The organism is Clostridium sp. AM33-3, from assembly GCF_003480315.1.
Taxonomy (GTDB): domain Bacteria; phylum Bacillota; class Clostridia; order Lachnospirales; family Lachnospiraceae; genus Brotaphodocola.
Genome location: NZ_QUIV01000004.1, coordinates 112,015 through 133,290, shown reverse-complemented (window position 1 = coordinate 133,290; position 21,276 = coordinate 112,015). Strand labels below are relative to the sequence as shown.

At 50.2% G+C, this 21,276-nt stretch carries 17 protein-coding genes; all 17 read right to left on the bottom strand.

Features of this window, described 5'->3' with window-relative positions; genetic code table 11:
• Positions 1 to 246: 246 nt before the first annotated feature.
• The 17 genes from glp to DW819_RS03700 all read right to left on the bottom strand — a co-directional run bounded on the left by glp (position 247) and on the right by DW819_RS03700 (position 21,244).
• Complete coding sequence (gene glp / locus DW819_RS03780; protein ID WP_118732139.1) at positions 247 to 1,455, bottom strand: gephyrin-like molybdotransferase Glp; 1,209 nt, start codon at positions 1,453 to 1,455, stop codon at positions 247 to 249.
• Between the two features lie 137 nt (positions 1,456 to 1,592).
• Entirely contained in the window at positions 1,593 to 2,591 is a 999-nt protein-coding gene (gene mobB / locus DW819_RS03775; protein WP_118732138.1) for a molybdopterin-guanine dinucleotide biosynthesis protein B, read from the bottom strand.
• Between the two features lies 1 nt (position 2,592).
• Positions 2,593 to 3,981: a glycine--tRNA ligase gene (locus DW819_RS03770; RefSeq protein WP_118732175.1), complete on the bottom strand. Its 1,389-nt coding sequence runs from the start codon at positions 3,979 to 3,981 to the stop codon at positions 2,593 to 2,595.
• Between the two features lie 18 nt (positions 3,982 to 3,999).
• A complete protein-coding gene (locus DW819_RS03765) occupies positions 4,000 to 4,647 on the bottom strand; it encodes a hypothetical protein (RefSeq protein WP_118732137.1) in 648 nt (215 codons plus the stop codon).
• A gap of 327 nt (positions 4,648 to 4,974) precedes the next feature.
• Complete coding sequence (gene recO, locus DW819_RS03760; RefSeq protein ID WP_118732136.1) at positions 4,975 to 5,655, bottom strand: DNA repair protein RecO; 681 nt, start codon at positions 5,653 to 5,655, stop codon at positions 4,975 to 4,977.
• 37 nt (positions 5,656 to 5,692) lie between these two features.
• Positions 5,693 to 6,688 (bottom strand): GTPase Era, encoded by a 996-nt coding sequence (gene era, locus DW819_RS03755; RefSeq protein ID WP_118732135.1) that lies wholly within the window; start codon positions 6,686 to 6,688, stop codon positions 5,693 to 5,695.
• Positions 6,689 to 6,708: 20 nt separating this feature from the next.
• Positions 6,709 to 9,642 (bottom strand): insulinase family protein, encoded by a 2,934-nt coding sequence (locus DW819_RS03750; protein WP_118732134.1) that lies wholly within the window; start codon positions 9,640 to 9,642, stop codon positions 6,709 to 6,711.
• A 95-nt stretch (positions 9,643 to 9,737) separates the two neighbouring features.
• Entirely contained in the window at positions 9,738 to 10,529 is a 792-nt protein-coding gene (locus DW819_RS03745) for a YdcF family protein (protein WP_243025543.1), read from the bottom strand.
• Between the two features lie 678 nt (positions 10,530 to 11,207).
• Positions 11,208 to 11,732 carry an adenine phosphoribosyltransferase gene (locus DW819_RS03740; protein WP_118732132.1) on the bottom strand — a complete coding sequence of 175 codons (525 nt, stop codon included), beginning with the start codon at positions 11,730 to 11,732 and terminating at the stop codon, positions 11,208 to 11,210.
• 74 nt (positions 11,733 to 11,806) lie between these two features.
• Positions 11,807 to 13,078 carry a family 10 glycosylhydrolase gene (locus DW819_RS03735; RefSeq protein WP_118732131.1) on the bottom strand — a complete coding sequence of 424 codons (1,272 nt, stop codon included), beginning with the start codon at positions 13,076 to 13,078 and terminating at the stop codon, positions 11,807 to 11,809.
• A gap of 138 nt (positions 13,079 to 13,216) precedes the next feature.
• Positions 13,217 to 14,434 (bottom strand): radical SAM family heme chaperone HemW, encoded by a 1,218-nt coding sequence (hemW, locus tag DW819_RS03730; RefSeq protein WP_118732130.1) that lies wholly within the window; start codon positions 14,432 to 14,434, stop codon positions 13,217 to 13,219.
• Positions 14,427 to 16,241 carry a translation elongation factor 4 gene (gene lepA, locus DW819_RS03725; protein ID WP_118732129.1) on the bottom strand — a complete coding sequence of 605 codons (1,815 nt, stop codon included), beginning with the start codon at positions 16,239 to 16,241 and terminating at the stop codon, positions 14,427 to 14,429. Before lepA ends, hemW begins: the two co-directional genes overlap by 8 nt.
• Before the next feature lie 120 nt (positions 16,242 to 16,361).
• Entirely contained in the window at positions 16,362 to 17,384 is a 1,023-nt protein-coding gene (locus DW819_RS03720) for a stage II sporulation protein P (RefSeq protein ID WP_243025541.1), read from the bottom strand.
• Complete coding sequence (sigE, locus tag DW819_RS03715) at positions 17,377 to 18,117, bottom strand: RNA polymerase sporulation sigma factor SigE (RefSeq protein ID WP_118732128.1); 741 nt, start codon at positions 18,115 to 18,117, stop codon at positions 17,377 to 17,379. Before sigE ends, DW819_RS03720 begins: the two co-directional genes overlap by 8 nt.
• Before the next feature lie 26 nt (positions 18,118 to 18,143).
• The gene (locus DW819_RS03710) at positions 18,144 to 18,947 is read right to left on the bottom strand and encodes a sigma-E processing peptidase SpoIIGA (RefSeq protein ID WP_177304658.1); all 804 of its coding nucleotides are present in this window, start codon (positions 18,945 to 18,947) and stop codon (positions 18,144 to 18,146) included.
• 191 nt (positions 18,948 to 19,138) lie between these two features.
• Complete coding sequence (gene ftsZ / locus DW819_RS03705) at positions 19,139 to 20,380, bottom strand: cell division protein FtsZ (protein WP_118732126.1); 1,242 nt, start codon at positions 20,378 to 20,380, stop codon at positions 19,139 to 19,141.
• A gap of 135 nt (positions 20,381 to 20,515) precedes the next feature.
• Positions 20,516 to 21,244, bottom strand: coding sequence for a cell division protein FtsQ/DivIB (locus DW819_RS03700; RefSeq protein ID WP_118732125.1), 729 nt, complete (start codon positions 21,242 to 21,244; stop codon positions 20,516 to 20,518).
• Between the last annotated feature and the right edge of the window lie 32 nt (positions 21,245 to 21,276).

The following is a 21,276-nucleotide window of genomic DNA, read 5'->3' as shown; positions in this document are numbered from 1 at the left end:
TAGTTTTTGCACAAAAAAGAATCCTTCGACGGTCTGGTATAAGTATACCATATTTTTTCCAGGAGTAAAGGTTTTTGTGTGTGTTTTTTGTATATTTTTTAGCAAAAACTCGTAAAACTTTGTCGATTCTTCGTTATTTTCACATATGCGATAGCAGTTCGTATATACGAATATATATTTTGCATATTTTGACGAATCCGCATATTCCGGCTGTGCTTCTATTTCTGGATATACTGGTCGATCCTGTTACTGCTGTCCCGTCAAAATGATTTCCACCACATCTCCGCTTTGTACCGCTTCGCTGTCTGCCGGAATATCCACAAGACAGTTACATCCGATTCCGCCGGTGAGCTGACCGTTCTGCTGTTTTCCAGACAGGGATACGCTTCTTCCGTCATAACAGCCACGAAGGAGACGGCGTGTTTTGCTTGGTTTGGAAAAGCCGGAGGCAGCTATGGTCTGTACACGCGTATAATGATATTCCGTACATCCCAGAAAACCTGCTTTTAACGGACGGATCAGAAGCTCAAACACGGCAAAGGCCGAATACGGATTCCCGGAAAGACAGAGAACCGGCGTTTTTTCAAGTACAGCCCCCATGCTCGGCATTCCGGGCTTCAGACTGATCCCGCGAAAAAGTATACGCGCGCCAAGCTCCTCCATAACATAAGGCAGCTGATCCTTCTGTCCCACCGAAACGCCTCCGGTCGTAACGACAAAATCTGCCGTTTTTACCGCTTCTCTGACAGCAGCGGCAATGACGCTGCGCTCGTCTCCTGTCCTGCGACAATATACCACCTCACAGCCCTCCTGCACCAGACGCACCTGGAGATATGTCAGATTGGAATTATAGATTTTTCCTGGCAGCAAAGCAGAGCCTGCTTCAGCCAGTTCCTCACCAGTTGTTACAATGGCAGCCCGCAGCCTTCTTCTTACCAGAAGCTCTGTCCTTCCGGCTGCAACCGCAGCCGCCGCTATATAGGCATCCATGCGATCTCCGGCTCTTGCCAGAATATCTCCCGGCTTGAAATCTTCACCGGCCGCACAGCAGTTTTGCTGTGCCCGCCCGCGGGAATAGATGCGGACCCGGCTCTCACCTTCGTCCGTATCCTCCTGACGTATCACGCAGTCAGCGCCCTCCGGAAGCACCGCACCGGTCATGATGCGGACACATTCCCCCGGGAGAAGCCTGCGGCCCGGAGGATCTCCTGCACAGGTCTTATAGATCACCTTTAAAATAACCGGCTGTTCCTGACATGCACCTTTAATATCCGCTTCCCTGAGCGCATATCCGTCCATTGCCGAACGGGCAAAAGGCGGCTGCGGAATGGCAGATGTCAAGTCTTCTGCCAGGACCCGGCCGGCACATTCCGACACCGGGCAGTATTCTGTCTCCACTGGAATCCCTTCCTGAAAAACAAGTTTCTGTGCATCTTCAATTGCAATACGGGCCATGCTGTTCTCCTGTTCCTTGTGTTCTAATGAAAAATCCACGTAAAACGTGGATTTTTCTCTGACACCTGTATACTTGTATTAATATAGTATATCTTATTGCGAATTTTATCAAGTACTTTGTGTTATCCTATGTTATTTTAATATAAGCTCATCCTTTTTTCGATTTCATCTGCCAGTTTTTCTGCCGAAATCAGTGGCTGCTCCGGATATCGGCAGAAATATTTCGGATACGGACTGTTCTTCATGCCTTCGATCAGAATAATATCTGCTTCCGGAAATGCAGCAAACAGCTCCCGTTCTGTAATCCCCTGGTATTCCTTCGTGATCAGAAACCTGTGATCGGAAAATACTGCCGTACCGTAAGCCCCTGCCTTCTGATGACGGTAGCTGTCCGTTCCCGGCACATCACTCTCAAAATCATGGCCATCATGCTTAATAACTGCCACCTTGTATCCGCGCCTCACCAGCTCCGGCACAAGCCGGGTGATCATCGTGGTTTTTCCGCTGTTTTTCCAGCCGCTGACAGCAAAAACAAACGGACGCGGTCCTGTTTCCAGAGTCCGGTAATCCACGGTACTGTTAATATTTTCCAATGCCCGACTGTGTTTTCCAAGCTCCAGCGTTCGGTAGCCGGCCCGTTCTAACAGATGCATCATGCGGTAATCACCCTCCCGGATCATCTGCATGGCCACAGGAAGTACATGCTTCGGATAGATTCCGAATAACGGATGAATTCGTCCGTTCTGTTCCGCCACAAGGATGACGGAAGTATTTTCACGGTATGTATCAAGCAGCTGCTGCACCGATTCCGGATCGATCATGGGCATGTCACAGGCCATCACCAGAAGTGCGTCTTCTTTGCAGGAGACCAGTCCGGAGGCAATTCCTCCGATCGGTCCGATTTCCCTCCACCGGTCCTCTACCATGGGCAGACCGGCTTCTTGATAGGGGTCTTTTTTATCTACAGACAAATAAACCGCAGGCAGACAGTCACAGGCATGCAAAATTCTCTGACAGAAGGTTTCACCGCCATAGCGGAGGAACAGTTTTTTCTGTCCCTCCATGCGTGTGTTCTTTCCCCCTGAGAGGATGTACCCGGCGACTGCGCCTACGGTTTGTAATTTATTTTCCTTCATTTTAGAAGCGGAACTTGTCCTCAAAATACTGCTTTAACTCAGCGATCGGAACGCGAACCTGCTCCATGGTATCACGGTCGCGGACGGTCACTGCATGATCTTCCTCGGAATCGAAGTCGTAAGTAATGCAGAACGGAGTACCAATTTCATCCTGTCTTCTGTATCTCTTACCAATGTTGCCTCTGTCATCAAACTCACAGTTGTAGTACTTAGACAGCTCTGCGTAAACCTTCTCTGCGCCCTCATTCAACTTCTTGGACAGCGGAAGGATACCGATCTTAACCGGTGCGATAGCCGGATGGAAGTGAAGCACGGTACGCACATCACCCTCTCCGATTTCTTCCTCATCGTATGCTGCGCACAGGAATGCCAGGGTAACACGGTCAGCACCCAGGGACGGCTCGATAACATACGGAATGTATTTTTCCTTTGCCTCATCATCGAAGTAGGTCATATCCTCTCCGGAGGTGTTCTGATGCTGGGTTAAGTCGTAGTCTGTTCTGTCTGCGATGCCCCACAGCTCACCCCATCCGAACGGGAAGAGGAACTCGATATCGGTAGTACCCTTACTGTAGAAGCACAGTTCCTCCGGAGAATGGTCGCGGAGACGGATCTCATCTTCCTTCAAGCCCAGAGCCAGCAGCCAGTCACGGCAGAAACCTCTCCAGTACTGGAACCATTCCAGATCAGTACCCGGCTTGCAGAAGAACTCCAGCTCCATCTGCTCAAATTCACGGGTACGGAAGGTGAAGTTGCCCGGGGTGATCTCGTTACGGAAGGACTTACCGATCTGGCCGATACCGAACGGAACTTTCTTTCTGGATGTACGCTGTACATTCTTGAAGTTTACAAAAATACCCTGTGCCGTCTCCGGTCTTAAGTATACGGTGTTCTTTGCATCCTCGGTTACGCCCTGGAAGGTCTTGAACATCAGGTTGAACTGACGGATATCGGTGAAATCATGCTTGCCGCAGCTTGGGCAGCAGATGTTGTTGTCATCGATGTATTTTTTCATTTCTTCCTGGGACCATGCGTCTACGCTGCCCTCGATGGTAATACCGTTCTCAGACATATAGTCCTCGATCAGTTTGTCTGCACGGAAACGCTCCTTGCAGGCCTTACAGTCCATCAGCGGATCAGAGAAACCGCCCAGATGTCCGGAAGCTACCCAGGTCTGGGAGTTCATGAGGATTGCGCAGTCCACACCTACATTGTATGGGCTCTCCTGCACGAATTTCTGCCACCATGCTTTCTTTACGTTGTTTTTCAGCTCTACGCCAAGGTTGCCGTAATCCCAGGTGTTTGCCAGGCCGCCGTAAATCTCAGAGCCCGGATAAACGAATCCTCTGGTTTTTGCCAGCGCCACAATTTTCTCCATTGTCTTTTCCATCATCGATAACCTCTCTTTTTATTTGAATATAATACAGCCGGTTCCCTCTGGGGTCACTGCTGAATAATCACTTGTCACTTCCACTCCATCGGTCACATAGAGGATTTTTCCCTCCGTATAAACCTTTGCGGAGCCTTCGGTAAGTACCATATGGCTGTCTTTTGCTGCAGCCTTCCGGATATCCGCATCTTTTCCGGCAGGTGTTTTGTAGCCCATATCCGGAAGCCTGGTTTCTTCCGTATCCAGAACCTGAAGGGAAGTCACCGTGTGAGTATCATCCCCGTTTTCTTCGGAAAACCTTACAAAGTCCTCCGGTGTGCCGTACGCGAATACCAGCTTTCCGGTCTTTCCTTCCAGGCTGCTGCTTACAAGCGCTGCCGGAAGCTTCGCAGAGCCATCGGTATTCTCTGACTCGGCCGCCGCGCCCTGCTCTTCATTATAAGAAGCGATCTGCTCTCTGACAAACTCTGCCAGGCCATCGGCGCTGTACAGTTCATTATCCTTTTCAGACGTATAGACCATGGCGCTCTGCACGCTTAAGTCATCCGCCACGTAAATGCTGTTCTCGGAACCGTCCCAGGTATTCCCCGAAGACTTAAAACAGCCTGCGGTCCAGACTGCGGCAAGCAGTACGGATGCAGTCAAAACTGCGATTTTCTTTTTCATAACGCTCCTCATCTTCCCCGGACCTTGTTTGTCTCTGTGTAACTGTTCAGTACCTTCACAGTCACGAGCAAAAATCCATGAAAAATTGCCTGCGGCAATGGGATTTTTGCCTGCCAGCCTATGTTTTCTTACGGTCAGCGCAATAAATGCGCAGACCTACTGAACAGTTACATCTCTGTCCATTTTACAAAATAAAATGTGTCCTGGCACACGCAAACAGGGCCGGTATCCCGCATTGCAGGACTATCTAGGATTATACCTGTTCATGGAAGGTTTTTCAACACCTTATTTTTTCCCGGCTTTTTGTCCTACAGACCATGACCGCATTCAGCACTTCGCGCCTGATGTCCGTGCCACGGTCTGCTCCATCATGCGCAGGATATCCAGAGAATGAAACTCCCGGTCAATAAAGCGGCGCTTATTCAGTTCCACGCAGTGTTTCAGCTCTTCCAGCACCTCCGGTGCCAGTGTAAAGGTATACAAAGATTCCAGCGGAGAAGCAATAATGTACTCCCAGGCATAATTTGCGGAATCACTGACCGGGCGCGGCGGATGTTCTGTATAATCTCCGTTGATGGCCATGCTGCGAAGCTCAAATACAGCCTGCACCAGCGGATCCGGCAGAGCCGGCTTTAACAGGGCCCGCAGAGACTGGTACAAAAGCAGAAGCTGCTCTGTGGCCTCCAGATTCTCCCGTCCGTAGTAATCTGCAAACTCCAGGAAATACGAGCCGTAGCAGGCCGCTTCCATATCCAGCGGGATCTCGGCAAAATAGTTGAGCACATCGGCCCCCTGCAGGTTGTAGGCATCCCGGCCCTCATACAGCTTAAACGTTCCAAACACAAAGGGTCTGGTCACGCCCATCAGCTGGCTTCCGGGCCGCTTGGCTCCCCTGGCAAATGCCGTGATCTTCCCCCGCTCACGGGTTAAGATCACCAGGCGCCGGTCGTTGTCTCCCACCGGCGATGCCTTTAAGACTATGCCTGTCAGATTCACAGATTCTCTCACTGCTGTTTGCTGCCTTTCTTTCTCAATTCTTTTTTGCCTATTCTTTCGGATTGTATCCGTAATTCTTCATCAGCAGCTCACTGTCACGCCACTCTCTGCGCACCTTAACCCAGATCTGCAGGTTCACCTTTGTCTCCAGCATATCCTCCAGCTCTCTTCTGGCCGCAGAGCCAATGCGTTTTAACATGGCGCCGCCCTTTCCTATGATGATGCCCTTATGGGAATCCCGCTCACAGATGATCGTCGCTTCTACATCCATAATGCCATTTGGCCGCTCACTCATCTTTTCGATGGTAACTGCAATGCCATGGGGAATTTCTTCATCTAACATGCGCAGGGCCTTCTCACGGATCAGCTCGGCCGCGATCTGGCGCATCGGCTGGTCGGTGACGGTATCCTCATCGTAAAACTGCGGACCGTAGGGCAAATACTTGAACAACTGCTCTAAGAGCCTGTCGGTATTCTTGTCCCGCAGCGCAGACACCGGAACGATCTCCGCAAAATTGCAGATATCCTTGTAGGCATTGATGAAAGTCAGGATGTCCTCCTGATTCTTCACTGTGTCGGTCTTGTTGATGACCAGGATGATTGGTGTCTTGATGCCCTGAAGCTGTTCAGCAATATGGCGCTCACCTGCGCCGATAAAGGTACTCGGCTCCACCAGCCACAGGATCAGGTCTACCTCTTTCAAGGTATGCTCAGCCACATTTACCATATATTCGCCCAGCTTGTTTTTCGCCTTGTGGATGCCCGGAGTGTCCAGGAAAATGATCTGGCCGCGTTCATCCGTGTATACGGTCTGGATACGATTTCTGGTGGTCTGCGGCTTATCAGACGTGATGGCGATCTTCTGGCCGATGAGATGGTTCATCAGCGTGGATTTGCCCACATTCGGCCGTCCGATCAGGGTAACAAAGCCGGACTTTTTCTGAACCGGAGCGGCCTCGACTGTGCCATCTGCACCGGCCTTCTTTGCCCCGTTCAGTTCCTCCAGCAGTTTATCAAAATTGGTAGCTTCCGGTTTTTTTGCCATAACTTATCCTTTCGAAATGCTTATCCTCTTGTAAGGTTTAAAATCTCGCCAAACATACCGCGGTTGGCCTCAATCTTCTCCTCATTGCCCACCACGCAGAGGCTTCCGGTGGCAAGGACTGCCCGTACCTGGGCAGCCAGCGCACGGATGTCTTCCTTGGTGGCGCCTAAGATCTGGTCACGCTCTGTCTGCATCATTTCTTCGGTCACGCCGGACAGGTATGCAGACAGGCCTCTGCTGCCCTTCACAGACGGGGTCAGTGGAGCATCCAGGTTGCTGATGGTTCCGATGACATACTTGGTCATATCGCGCTCATCCGGGTCGAAGGCTTCCAGATATGCAGGGATGCCCTCGTAGATCTCATTGGTCTCCTTCAGGTTCGGGTCACGGTAAGACACCAGATAGCCCTCTCCGGAGCGTCCAAAACCACTCATGCAGCCGTATGCACCGCCCTTCACACGGATATTCAGCCACAGATAATCATAGCTTAAGATCACCTGCAGGATCTTTAATGCTCCGGTATACTGCAGTCCGGCATCGCGGAAGTTTCCGCAGCGTGCCACATAATCTACCTGTGCAGAGGTCTTTAAGCCCTCATTTAAATTCTTAACCGGATGGGTGAAAGCATACTTCTCACCATTCCCCTGCGGCAGCTGATCTGCCAGAAGCTTTAAGGTCTCAGGAAGCTTCTCATAGCCCTTGTCATCTGCAGTGTAGTTCACCAGCATGTTGGCGCGGGTAAAGAGCTTTTTACTTACCTCCTGCAGTCTGGCTATGATCTCCCCCTTCTTTGCAGCGTAATCCTTCTCCAGCTGTTCCAGGAAATGATAATATGCGGTACCGCCGGTCAGTTCGTTGTAGTAAGCAGTTGCAGAGAAATAAGAGGTTGCACGGGATACTGCGGTGCTATGTCCCGCATTCTCCAGCTTCATCTTCGCGCGGGAGCGGGTTTCCTGAATCACCTCGCCCAGACGCTTCTCATCCGTAAATACCGAATGGTTCAAGATCTCCTCCAGCATGGTAAAGCCAAAGTCCAGCTTGTCATAAAGCACACGGATGCTTGCCACAAAGGCTCCGGTAAACTGCTCCGGCTTCTCCAGGTTTGCATAAGAGGTCACAGAGAAATCCACACCTCCGCTGTTTAAGTGAATCTCACTGGTCAGATCTGAATAGCTGTAATGCTCTGTGCTCACGGAACCCAGAATGGATTTTAAAAGACCTGCATACGGAAGGTCCTCAGGCGGCAGCACTTCCGTGTTAAACAGTACCTTCAGATAGCCGATCCCGGCGGTGAAGAAGTTGTGATGCAGCACCTTGATACCAGCCTCTTCCTTTTCCGTCCAGCAGAAGGTCTCTGCTTTCTTATCTATGTCTTCCCGTTTTAAGAGCGGGATCTTTGCCAGAATCTCCGGAGTGGAAGGAGTATCCTGATACTCCTTCAGCTCTCCCGTTGCAGCGACCAGCTCCTCCAGCTGCTCCTCGGACAGGGAGGCTTTATAGTCTGCCAGCTTTTTTGCAAGCTTTTCATCTTCTTTGGCTGTCAGGTTCTTCTCCGGTGCCACCACGATCACAGCCTCAAACGGATTGTCCAACAGGTAATCTCTGATGAGCTGTTCAAAATATCCATTCTCCACCTCTTTCTTCAGGAAATCAAAGGTTTCCTGATAGCAGAGATGAGTCATTGGATCTCCGTCGTATAACCAGCTGTCCAGGCACTGAAGGCCGTACATCAGGCCCTTTGGTGCAGAACCGTAATCTGCCTCGCGGTACTTAAACTCAAAATAGTTCATGCCGGCCAGCAGGCTCTTACGGTTGATACCCTGATCTGCCAGCTTGCGCAGGGTTCCCTTCACAATAGCCAGGAATTCGCCCTTCTGTTCCTTATTGGCATCCTTGGCAATTACGGAAAAATACGGCTGAAGAATGCCGCTCTCATAACCGCCCAGAATGTCCTTGCCTATACCTGCATCGATCAGGGCCTGCTTCAGCGGCGCCCCCGGTGCATCCAGCAGAGTATACTCCAGGATCTGGAATGCCACATACAGTTTCGGATCCAGGTCATCACCGACAACCGTGTTGATGGAAAGATAGGTTGCGTCCTCCTCGGATTCCCCCTCTGTAATGGAGTAAGAAAATTCGCGCTCTACCGGAGCTTCAAATGCCTTCTGCTCCCGGATTCGGGAATCTACCTGGCGCTCCTCATAGTGGCTTAAATATTCCTCATCCAGCCAGGTCAGCTTCTCAGCCATATCCATGTTGCCGTACAGATAAATATAGCTGTTGGACGGATGATAATAGGTTTTGTGGAAATCCAGGAATTTCTCATAGCTCAACTCCGGGATATATACCGGGTCACCGCCGGAATCTTTGCCGTAGCAGGTATCCGGGAATAAGGTTTTCTGGGTCACGCTATCCAGAATACTCTCCGGAGAAGAATACGCGCCCTTCATCTCATTGTATACAACACCGTTGTAGATGAGTGGCGCATCCTTGCTCTCCAGCTCATAATGCCAGCCTTCCTGGCGGAAAATTTTCTCTTCCTTATAGATATTCGGATGCAGCACAGCATCCATATAGACATCTATGAGGTTATGGAAGTCCTTATCGTTGCAGCTTGCCACCGGGTACACAGTCTTATCCGGATAGGTCATGGCATTTAAGAAGGTATTTAATGACCCCTTTACCAGCTCTACAAACGGATCCTTTAACGGGAACTTATCGGAGCCGCAGAGCACGCTGTGCTCCAGAATGTGCGGCAGTCCGCAGTCATTGTCCGGCGGCGTGCGGAATCCGATACAGAATACCTTGTTCTCGTCATCATTGGATACCAGAAACAGTCTGGCTTTTGTCTTCATATGCTCCAGCACAATGCCTTCCGACTGCATCTCCTCGATCATTTTATGCTCTACCACGCGGTAGGCATCCAGTTTTTTGATTGCTTCCAGCTGACTCATGCGTATTTTCCTTTCCGGTTACCGTTTGATATTTTCGGCATGAACGGTAACTTTGTCTGTCTTTTATTCTGTCTTGTTTTTCTATATTTTATAGATTACAGGTTTCCCATCAGGCGGTCTTTTAATAAGGCAATGCCGTCACGAAGGGAGAAATGCGGCAGCAGCACTTTGTCGGCCTCCGATGCAATGCCATAGACCGTACCGTAATTCTGCTTTTTCGCGATCATGCCTGCCCGGCACAGGTGAAAGTTGCTGGTAATGATGCCGATACGCGGCTGACGTGCCGGAACCGGCTTTCTGTTAAGCAGCGCTTCTCTTTTTTCAATCATCACCCTGCTGTAGGCAAGATTCTCCACCGTGCTGAAGGACTGTTCCTCCTTCAGCAGATGATCTGCAGCCGCCCCCTGTCCCAGGAGATAAGCCTCCATGGCCTCTGCCTCGGAACACGGCTCTGCATCTCCCTTCGCACCAGAGAGCACCAACATGGTTTCCGGATTCTCCTCTGCATACTCCAGCGCCTTATTTAGACGGAGCTTTAATGTTTTGCTTAAGCTTCCATCTGGCTTCACCTTGGCCCCCAGTACGATCACGTAATCCAGAGATGGCTCTGCCGTGGCCGGAATACGCCCAAAGATCAGGATCTGTGTCACCAGAATGATCATCAGGCCGGAGGCGCATAAGGTCACAAAGGATACAGGGAGCCAGAGCGGCATGCGCTCCGGATATTTCTGGTAAAAGTGGATCCCGGCAGCCGTAGCTCCGAAAAATCCGCCGATCAGAAGCCATAACACAGCAAAGGAAGTACCAAAGCCCGCGTACAGCACAATGACACCGTAATACACCAGGCAGAGCACTGCCGCCGCAGTGAAGACCCATATTAACATCATTTCACCTCACGTTAGTTTTATGCCGTAAAATATGGCACAATTAATATAATTATACTGCATTTCCAGAACTGCCACAAGAGCGAATATTGCAATATTGAGACGTAACCACATAAGGTCCGAAGGTTCGGTCAGACTATACAGAATCAGCAGATGCTGTGAAATTTTGTACTTCATTCGCTCCGCCGCCTATTGCCAGACCTGCGCCCCAAACTCGTGCGCTTTGCGCACTCAGACAAGGGTCTCCGGTCTGGCGCTATGCTCGCGCATGAAGAAAATTCCAACGCATCTGCTGATTCTGTATAGTCTGACCGAACCTTCTGCTGTATTGGTTATTCTACGATAATAAACGCAGCCAGAACGTTGCTGACGAAAGCCTGTAATCTGGCTTTTATACGATAGTAGCGTTCTGGCTGCGTTTTTTTATGGCAGAGTTAATATAGCCTGTAGCTATTATTTTTTGTAGCGAAGCCAATACAGCAGGAAGTGAATGAGATCGCTTTCCGGGATTTTCAGCATATCAGGTGTTTGCATCTTGAGCACACACGTCCGAATGTGGCGGATGTCAATCCGACACAGGCGAACGCGTGTTAGCGAGAGCAAGCAAACAACGATATGTGAAAATAGAGGAAGGCGGTCTCTTTCACTTCCGGACCTTTATTCAGCTTTGTAACTCAATTTTTATTTGCCCTCGTAAATGATTGCAGACTCTACCTTGTATCCGGCAAGGCGCTCCCTGCCTTTTAAGCCTGCAAGTTCCATCACGAAACAGAGCTTTACGACCTCACCGCCCAGCTGCTCGATCAGGCTGATGATGGCCTCGGTGGTGCCGCCGGTAGCGATGAGATCATCTACCACAACAACCTTCTGTCCCGGTTTGATGGCATCTTTGTGGATTTCAATCTCAGCTGAGCCATATTCCAGATCATATTTTGCTGTAATGGTCTCACGCGGCAGCTTGCCCTTCTTACGAATCGGTACAAAGCTCTTGTGCTCTGCGTAGGCAACCGGCACACCAAAGATAAATCCTCGTGATTCCGGTCCTACCACAACATCGTAATCCAGATCTTTTACCATTTCACGAATGCTGTCTATGGCCAGTGCCAGTCCGTCTGCATCCTGCAGGATAGAAGTAACATCGCGGAAAATGATTCCCGGCTCCGGAAAATCCGGAATGCTTACAACATACTCCTCTAACTTTTTCATCTCTCTTCTCCTTTGATCTGAGCGTTCCGAAAACGCTTTATTTGTTCATGCAAAACGGAGCTGTGCTCCGGCTCTTACCGAAATACCTTCATCAGATTCCGCACTTCCTTCTGGCAGGCTTCGTCCTGGAACGAACTGTATTCGTAGAAGCAGTAACCGGATACCGAACCGCTTGCCCGCCCTGCTTCCACCTGACGGCTGATAATATCGTCATATCGTTTCCACTCCGGAATTCCGGTATTATCTCTTGCGTTGCTTCCGGCCTTATACATGGCCAGTCCGATGTATAGCTTTGCATGACCCCTTTTCACCAGGCTGATCCAGGTCTTTAAATTGTTTTCAAAGGCAAACGGTGCCGGGCTGCCGTTAGACAGCTGATGTTCAAAGCCCCAGTAAATCTGCGGCATGATGTAATCCACATAGCCGTCATGGGACAGCCAGACGTCAACATCCGCAAACAGGCGGTTGTCACTGCGCAGATGCTCCACATAGCCCTCCGGGCTGATTCCGAACTGTGCGGACGGGCGCGCTTCCTTCACTGCACGGTAAACACCGCGGATCAGCTCATTGACATTTTCCCTTCTCCACTGGGCTATGCTTAAGCTGCTGCCGGAGGCATCGTACTCCGGCTTATCAAACCAACGGCTTTCATTGCTGTTATCCACCTCAGGATAAAAATAATCATCAAAGTGAATACCGTCTACCGTATATTTCTGTGCAATCTCCCGCACACCATTGATGATGAGTTCCCGTACCTGAGGAATGGCCGGGTTGAAATAATAGGCGCCATTCTGCTTTAACACCCAGCGGTCATTGGACGGATTTCCATCCGTCAGCCATTTTTTCGCCGGATTCTGCTCCGAAACCTGCTCCCAGGTATTGTGATATCCGGTCACCCTGTACGGATTAACCCAGGCATGAATCTGCAGTCCTTTATTATGAGCTGTCTTTACAAAGATCGCAAAGGGATCATAGCCAGGGTTATGTCCCTGGGTTCCCGTCACAAAACGGGACCACGGAAAGTACGATGACGGATACATGGCATCCGCATCCGGGCGTACATGCACGAATACCGCATTCATCTTCAATTCCACACAGCGGTCCAGCATCTTGTCGACCTCCCGCTTAAAGGCTTCCTGATCGGCCGGCATTTTTTCCCAGTCCAGATAGGAGATCCATACTCCCCGCAGTTCATCGGATCGGATCACCGATGCCACCGGTGCGGCCAGGACAGTAAGCATGCCAGTCTGTACAAGCAGCAGACACACCGCCAGCAGGCACACCGCCCGCTGTAATCTCAGGCGCAGCTTTCCTGACGCCTGATCTGTATTCTTTCGTATCAGCATTCCAGTCCCTCCCGGATGTCTTTCCAAACGGGTTGTTTTCACATTCCCGCATTCCTTTATTTACCATTATATTTATAAACAGTATAGCAAAGGAGTCCAGAAAGAACAAGGAAACAAATCCTTAAGAAAAACCGTCAGTTATCGGTCCAGCAAAAATTCACTTAAGACCACATTGCTGACATCGATTCCAAGCTCAGTCAGCCGGACCACAGGCGCCTCCACCTCAATGAGTCCCTGCTTCTCCAGTTTTTTTAAGGCATCACCATATACATTCCACATATTCTGCCCGAAGCGGTCCAGAAATTCACTTCCGGATACCCCCTTCATCATGCGAAGGCCCACAAACATAAACTCTTCCATCTTGTCTTCCAGAGTAAGTTCCTCTATGTCACGTGCTGCGGCTCCGCCCTCATAGAGGTTTAAAGAAAGATATTCCTGCAGGTCTTCGGTATTATGATAGCGGTAGCCGTAGGTATAGGAGGAAGCGCCAAGACCGAGCCCCAGATACTCCACACCGGTCCAGTAGCCGGTATTGTGACGGCATTCATAACCTTTCTTCGCATAATTGGAAATTTCATAACGCTCATAACCGTGCGCTGCCATCATCTCCCTGGTCAGATGGTACATCTCCCGGTCCGTATCCTCATCCGGAAGATCCGGCAGCGTCATGACTGCCGCGCGGGCTGCTACTTCTGCTGCCGTCTGTGCTCCACAGGCGCAGCTTCCCTGCGGCTCGCCGAAGCGCTCATAAAACAGGGTCCCCTCTTCAATGATAAGGCTGTAAGCGGAAATATGTTCCGGTCTCAGCATCATGACCTTTTTTAAGGTATTTTTCCAGGAATGCACATCCTGTCCCGGCAGGGCAGACATCAGATCTATATTAATATTCTGAAATCCCGCCTGCCTTGCACGCTGATAGCTCTTTAAAAAAGAGTCGTAGGAATGAATCCTGCCTAAATATTTCAGTTCCTTATCGTCCGCAGACTGCAGACCGATGCTTAAACGGTTTACGCCGCTCTGACGGTACACCTCCAGCTTTTCCATGGTAAGCGTGCCGGGATTGGCCTCCATGGTAATCTCTGCATCCAGAGAAATATCGAAGTTCTCATGCAGTGTGGCAAACAGTTCCATGATCAGATCTGCCGGAAGCAGCGACGGAGTACCGCCGCCCACAAAGATCGTGGACACACGATACTCCTGAAAATTCGGACCCTGACCGCAGATTTCTTCCATCAGCTTGTCCATATAGTCCCGATACACCCTCTCCGGCGCCGCAAAGGACAAAAAATCACAGTAGGCACACTTGCGGGCACAGAAGGGAATGTGAATATAAAGTTCCAGTTCTCGTTTATTCATCGTCTAATTTCAGAACACTCATGAATGCCTTCTGCGGGATCTCTACATTGCCCACCTGACGCATCCGTTTCTTTCCTTCTTTCTGTTTTTCCAGAAGCTTTTTCTTACGGGAGATATCACCGCCGTAGCACTTCGCCAGGACATCCTTACGCATTGCCTTAACCGTTTCGCGGGCAATGATCTTACCGCCCACCGCTGCCTGGATCGGGATCTCAAACAGATGGCGCGGAATCTCCTCCTTTAACTTCTCGCACATCTTTCTGCCGCGCTCGTAGGCAGAATCCGCATGCACGATGAAGGACAGGGCATCCACCTCTTCCTTGTTGATGAGAATATCCAGCTTCACCAGTTCAGAAGTCTCATAGCCCTTCATGTCATAATCAAAGGACGCATAGCCCCTGGAGCGGGACTTCAGTGCATCAAAGAAATCGTAAATGATCTCATTTAGAGGAAGATCGTATTTTAAGAGCGCTCTCGTCTCCTCAATGTATTCCATGCCATGATAGATACCGCGGCGTTCCTGACACAGGGTCATGATAGCGCCTACAAACTCGGTGGTAACCATGATCTCCGCACTGACGATCGGCTCCTCCATGTACTCGATCTCGGTTGGATCCGGCAGGTTGGACGGATTGGTCAGCTCGATCATCTCACCATTTTTCTTATGAACACGGTATACTACACCCGGAGCCGTGGTAACCAGATCCAGGTTGTACTCACGTTCCAGACGCTCCTGAATGATTTCCAGATGCAGAAGACCCAGGAATCCGCAGCGGAAGCCAAAACCGAGGGCAATGGAGGTCTCCGGCTCAAAGAAGAGGGAGGCATCATTTAACTGCAGCTTTTCCAGAGCATCCCGCAGATCGTTGTACTTTGCTCCATCTGCCGGGTACAGGCCGCAGTAAACCATGGAGGTTACCTTCTTGTAGCCCGGAAGCGGCTCTGCGCACGGACGGTTCGCGTCAGTGATGGTATCACCCACGCGGGTATCTTTCACGTTCTTGATGCTGGCTGTGATGTAGCCAACCATGCCGGCACTCAGCTCATCGCACGGAATAAACTGGCCTGCACCGAAGTAACCAACCTCAACCACCTCTTCCTGTGCTCCTGTTGCCATCATGCGCACCAGCGTACCTTTCTTTACGGTTCCCTCTTTGATACGGCAGAATACGATAACACCCTTGTACGGGTCGTACAGAGAGTCGAAGATCAGGGCCTGCAGAGGTGCCTCCGGGTCTCCCACCGGAGCCGGGACCTTGTGAACGATTGCTTCCAGCACATCTTCCACATGCAGTCCTGTCTTTGCGGAAATGCGCGGCGCGTCATGGGCCTCAATGCCGATCACATCCTCGATTTCATCCGCAACCCAGTCTGGGCGCGCACTTGGCAGATCAATCTTGTTGATGACCGGGAATACATCCAGGTCATGATCTAATGCCAGATACACATTTGCCAGGGTCTGGGCCTCAATCCCCTGTGCAGCATCCACCACAAGGATTGCGCCGTCACAGGCGGCCAGGCTTCGGGACACCTCGTAGTTAAAGTCTACATGACCCGGAGTATCGATCAGGTTAAAAATATATTCTTCTCCGTCTTTTGCATGGTAGACGGTGCGGACAGCCTGGGACTTGATGGTAATGCCACGCTCCCGCTCCAGATCCATGTTATCGAGTACCTGTGCCTGCATCTCGCGGCTGGTCAGAAGGCCGGTCATCTCGATGATACGGTCAGCCAGAGTAGATTTGCCGTGGTCGATATGGGCGATGATACAGAAGTTGCGGATCTTGCTTTGGTCCATTGATGCCATGTATTTATTTCCTCCAATAACGTATAAGGTCTAGTTTGTCAATTTATTATGATATCATTTTTTCAGGTTCCTTGCAAGAGCGTATCGCTGTGGTTTCTGCATGTGTGAATTCCTGCATGTCTATTTCTGCGTCACCGGATCGAGCACCGTATCCACCACCTCTGCCAACAGCTCCATGGCATTCCACACCTCCTCTTTCGTGTTGGTCTGGGCTCCGGCCTCGATCAGAGAAGATCTGCCCCGCAGGTGCAGGTTGTAGCGCAGCCCCTTCAGGTAAATTTTCCTTGCAAATCCCGGATATCGTCCACAGGCCAGCTGCATCTGAAAACAAAAGGCAAGGTTTTCCTGCAGATGCGGATTGGGCAGATAAGCGATCTCGCCCTCCGGCGTGCGGCTCATACCCTGAAAAAACATGATCTGGGCCGTAGGCTTTCCATTGATATTCTCCGTCAGCCGCACCGAATCTGCCACACCGTCCCGGTGCAGATCCAGCACAACCTCGATCGTCGGATGTGTCTGTAAAATCCCCTGCACGCCTTCCAGGGCATAAGTATAGGCACGGCTGCGTTCCAGCTTTCCTTCTTTCCGGTCATAGGCTGTAGTGTCATGGATCACATTCCAGCCACGCTGACGCAGCAGCTCTGTCAGATAGGTTCCGGCTCCCACTACATCCGCGTCCGTATTCTGCGGTCCATAATCCGCATAGGTTTCGCTGGCATGGGTGTGGTATATCAGGATCTGAGGCTCATCCGGATTTTTCGTCAGTCCTACATCGGTTTCCAGAAGCCTCTCCGCCTTCATGAGGCTGCGTTCTGCCGTGGTGGAAGCATGCACGCTGAAATACTGCTTCATGAGATAGTCATAGTCCTGAAGGCGGGCCAGGGATGCTGCAGAAAGCATGTTTTCGGCACCGGCCTGCACCGCTTCTGTTCCATCCGAAGCGGTATTTTCCTTTTCTTCTGTTTTCTCCGCATAGGAAAACAGGTATCCGTACCGCTCGTACGCATACCTGTATGTCTCGTAAACCGCATAAGCCGGATCTTTCCGCACGGATTCTTCTTTTTGAAACCGCACTGCCGGATATCGAAGCTGCAGGCACAGCGCCAGAAGTCCTCTTAACACCCAGACCAGCAGATTACTCAAAACGGACAATTTCCTTTTTCAGACGTTTCATGATTTTCTTTTCCAGACGTGAGATATAGGACTGTGAAATTCCCAGGCGGTCTGCCACTTCCTTCTGCGTCATCTCTTCATCCTCCGCATTCTTTAATCCGTAACGCAGCTCAACAATCGTTTTCTCCCGTGGGCTCAGGCGGTCGATCGCAGATTTTAACAGCTGGCGTTCCGTCTCATCCTCCAGTCCCCGGTAGATTATGTCATCATCTGTTCCGAGAATATCCGACAACAGCAGTTCATTTCCATCCCAGTCCACATTCAGCGGTTCATCAATGGATACCTCCGCCTTCATCTTGCTGCTGCGGCGCAGGTACATGAGGATTTCATTCTCAATGCAGCGGGATGCATAGGTGGCCAGCTTGATATTTTTCTCCGGATTAAATGTGTTGATGGCCTTGATCAGTCCGATGGTGCCGATTGAGATCAGATCTTCCACTCCCACCGCCGTATTATCAAACTTCTTTGCTATATACACTACAAGCCGCAGATTATGCTCAATTAAAAGAGCTCTGGCTTCCTTCTCCCCTTCAGTTCCCAACCGGGAGATCATTTCCGCTTCTCTTTTGCTTTCCAGAGGAGGCGGAAGAATATCTGCCCCGCCGATATAATGGACTTCACCCTTTTTCTGCCACAGCATTGTGGTAAAGGAAGAAACTGCCTTAAACTGAAAACGATTTGGTACTGAAACTTTCATGATCATTTTTCCATCCTCCCGGTCCTATCTTATCATTCTCCATGCAGAAGCATCTCGTATTGATGCCGTACAGATAACGGTGTTTCACTGATCGCCACCCACGGGTGCTCCAGCACACGGATTTTCTCTCCCCGCTGCCGCACTTCCATCCTTTCCATGCGGACGGCAGGCAGAATCCCGTGTTCATTTCCTACTGAGCAGAAGGGAATATAAATCACCTTGAAAACCGGTTCAGGAAACTCCGGCCAGGCATTCTTTTCCAGAATATGGACTGGCTGGTGACCGTACGGCTCATACAGCTGATTTCCTGTATCCAACAGTGCCAGAACTGTTTTCTGTTTTCCCTGGTAATGCAGCGTCACTTCATACAGACTGCTTCGCAACGTTATTCCATTCTTAAGGAACACTGTTCCCGTCCAAAGCATTCCTCCCGCTGCGCTGAGTGCAAGTCCAAACTCCCGGAAAGTCCAGGGTGTCAGCTCCCAGGCACGTTTCGTCGCTTCCAGCGCTGCAAATACACCGCCGCTTAAAACCGCTGTAAGCCCCAGTACGGTAACCCGCCGCAATGTTTCTAAAAGGCTGCAGCGGCCAAAAGCCACCTGCGTCATCAGCAGGGCCGGGATTGCAAGTTCCAGAAGAATCCAAACCGGAAGCGGAAGTTTGGGAAAGAATACCAGGACACATCCGACTGCGGCCCCCACAGCCGCCCCAAGAAACAACCGTCCTTTTCGTCTCCTTACCGGCTCCCGCAAAATCATCCCGGTAAGAAACAGCAAATACAGATCTGCGGACAGATTCACCAGAAAAAACAGATCCAGATACAGTGTTTCTGTCATGCTACCATGTCCTCCTGCCAGCATGAGCATTACGCTGATAATCATTCTCACTGCTCATGTTCCCCATTATAATCATTCCGAAGGAAAAATTTTGTCAATCTGACAGAAACAATCCGTATTTTTGAACGACAAAAAAAGACAGAAAGCCAAATCTGGTTTTCTGTCTTTGTCGATTTTGTTTGAAAGATGGATTATCTCTTATTCTTTAAGAAATCCGGGATATTGATCTGAGTCTGGTTTAACGGACGGTAAGAACCCTGACTCGGTGCAGCAGCCTGTGTGGAAGCTGCCTGCTGTACAGCCTGCGTCTGAACCGGCTTTACAGTCGGAGCCTGAGCATGCAGCTGCGGTGCAGCCTTCGGTGCAGTTGCACCTGCCTCAGCAGCAGCGGTGCGGCTCTGGGTGTTTAAGTTTAAGCCGGATGGCATTTTCGGCTTAAAGCTGCCAAACTCAGCCATAGCCTTGTTAACCGGAGTGCTTGCGTGAGCATCCAGACCAGTTGCGATAACGGTGATGGTTGCCTCATCCTGAGCGTTCTCGTCATACATAGCACCAAAGATGATGTTTGCGTCATCTCCAGCCAGCTCCTGAACATAGCTTGCAGCCTCGTTTGCCTCGATCAGGCTGATATCGCCGGAAATATTGATGATAACATGGGTAGCGCCCTCGATGGTGGTCTCTAACAGCGGGCTTGCTACTGCCTGCTTTACAGCCTCAACCGCCTTATCATCACCCTTGGCATGGCCAATGCCGATATGAGCGATGCCCTTGTCGGTCATGACAGTCTGAACATCTGCGAAGTCAAGGTTGATCAGGCCAGGTACATTGATCAGGTCGGTAATACCCTGTACTGCCTGCTGAAGAACTTCGTCTGCCTTCTTTAATGCGTCCGGCATGGTAGTTCTGCGGTCAACGATTTCAAGAAGTTTGTCATTCGGAATTACGATGAGGGTGTCCACGCTTGCCTTTAAGTTTTCAATTCCGGACAGTGCGTTGCTCATACGTGCCTTTGCCTCGAAACGGAACGGCTTGGTTACAACACCAACAGTCAGAATGCCCATGTCTTTTGCGATCTTTGCAATAACCGGAGCTGCACCGGTACCGGTACCGCCGCCCATACCGCAGGTGACAAACACCATGTCAGCACCCTTGATAGCCTGTGCGATTTCCTCTGAGCTCTCCTCTGCTGCCTTCTGTCCAACCTCCGGCTTTGCGCCAGCGCCTAAGCCCTTGGTCAGCTTCTCACCGATCTGCATGGCAGTCGGAGCCTTGCAGAACTGCAGCGCCTGTTTATCTGTGTTGATGCCAATGAACTCCACACCCGCAATATTCTCATCTACCATGCGGTTTACTGCATTGTTGCCGGCACCGCCGACACCGATCACAACGATTTTCGCGGAGTTCTCCGCTTCATTTATCTTAATCTCTAACAAGATAATTCCTCCTTAACTTCTTTCATTGGCCTTATGTAACATTTTTGTAATATCATATAAAAAACTAGTCTATGTAATACTATAGGTGATTTCCATAAAAATATCAACCGTTTTTTTCGCAATGAGCCCAAAAAACTATCCCCTCGGTTTGAAGGTATACATGGGATTTGTCTTGGTCTCATCGTAAGTATCCAGATACAGGGTACCGCTTTTTCCTTCCAGCTGCGGGAGCATATCTCCAAGCTCTGCGATCTTGCCATTGAGCCCGGCACTGTTTCCCAGGATCACCTCAATATCTCCCATATAAAGAGTCGCATCTCCAATGCTATTGTACTGAATCTTGTCCACACTCAGTCCATAAATAGAAAGAATCTGCGTGAGATTTAAGATTTCCTCAAATATGCGGTCGCTTTCCACAGGAAGCTTCTGGTAAAGGACGATATGACCGAACTTCAGTCCTGTGATCCAGGGAATGCCAGGGAGCTTTTTGCTGGCACTTTCCACGATGATACCGTCCTTATCAAAATACATATAACTGCTCATATAGGACACATAGCCCACCACACTCTTTTCGTAGACAATGATCTCCGCACGTGACGGTCCCTTAAACACCAGCTTGTAATCCTCCACAAACGGAATCTTCTCATGTTTTCCAAAGTGCTCCCGCAGATAAGTAAATACCGTACTGCGGCTTACATCGTCCGGAAAAACCAGACTGATCAGCTGTTCATCCGTATATTTTTCATTGCCTGTCACAGTGATCTCCTTCAGCTTGATCAAGCATATTCCCGCCATAACTGCAATCAGCAGAAGTACCACCACAGCCAGGATCACTGTTTTCTTCCTGCCTGATCCATATTCCATCTGTTCTTTTCTCCTATCCTCCTGACGCATCC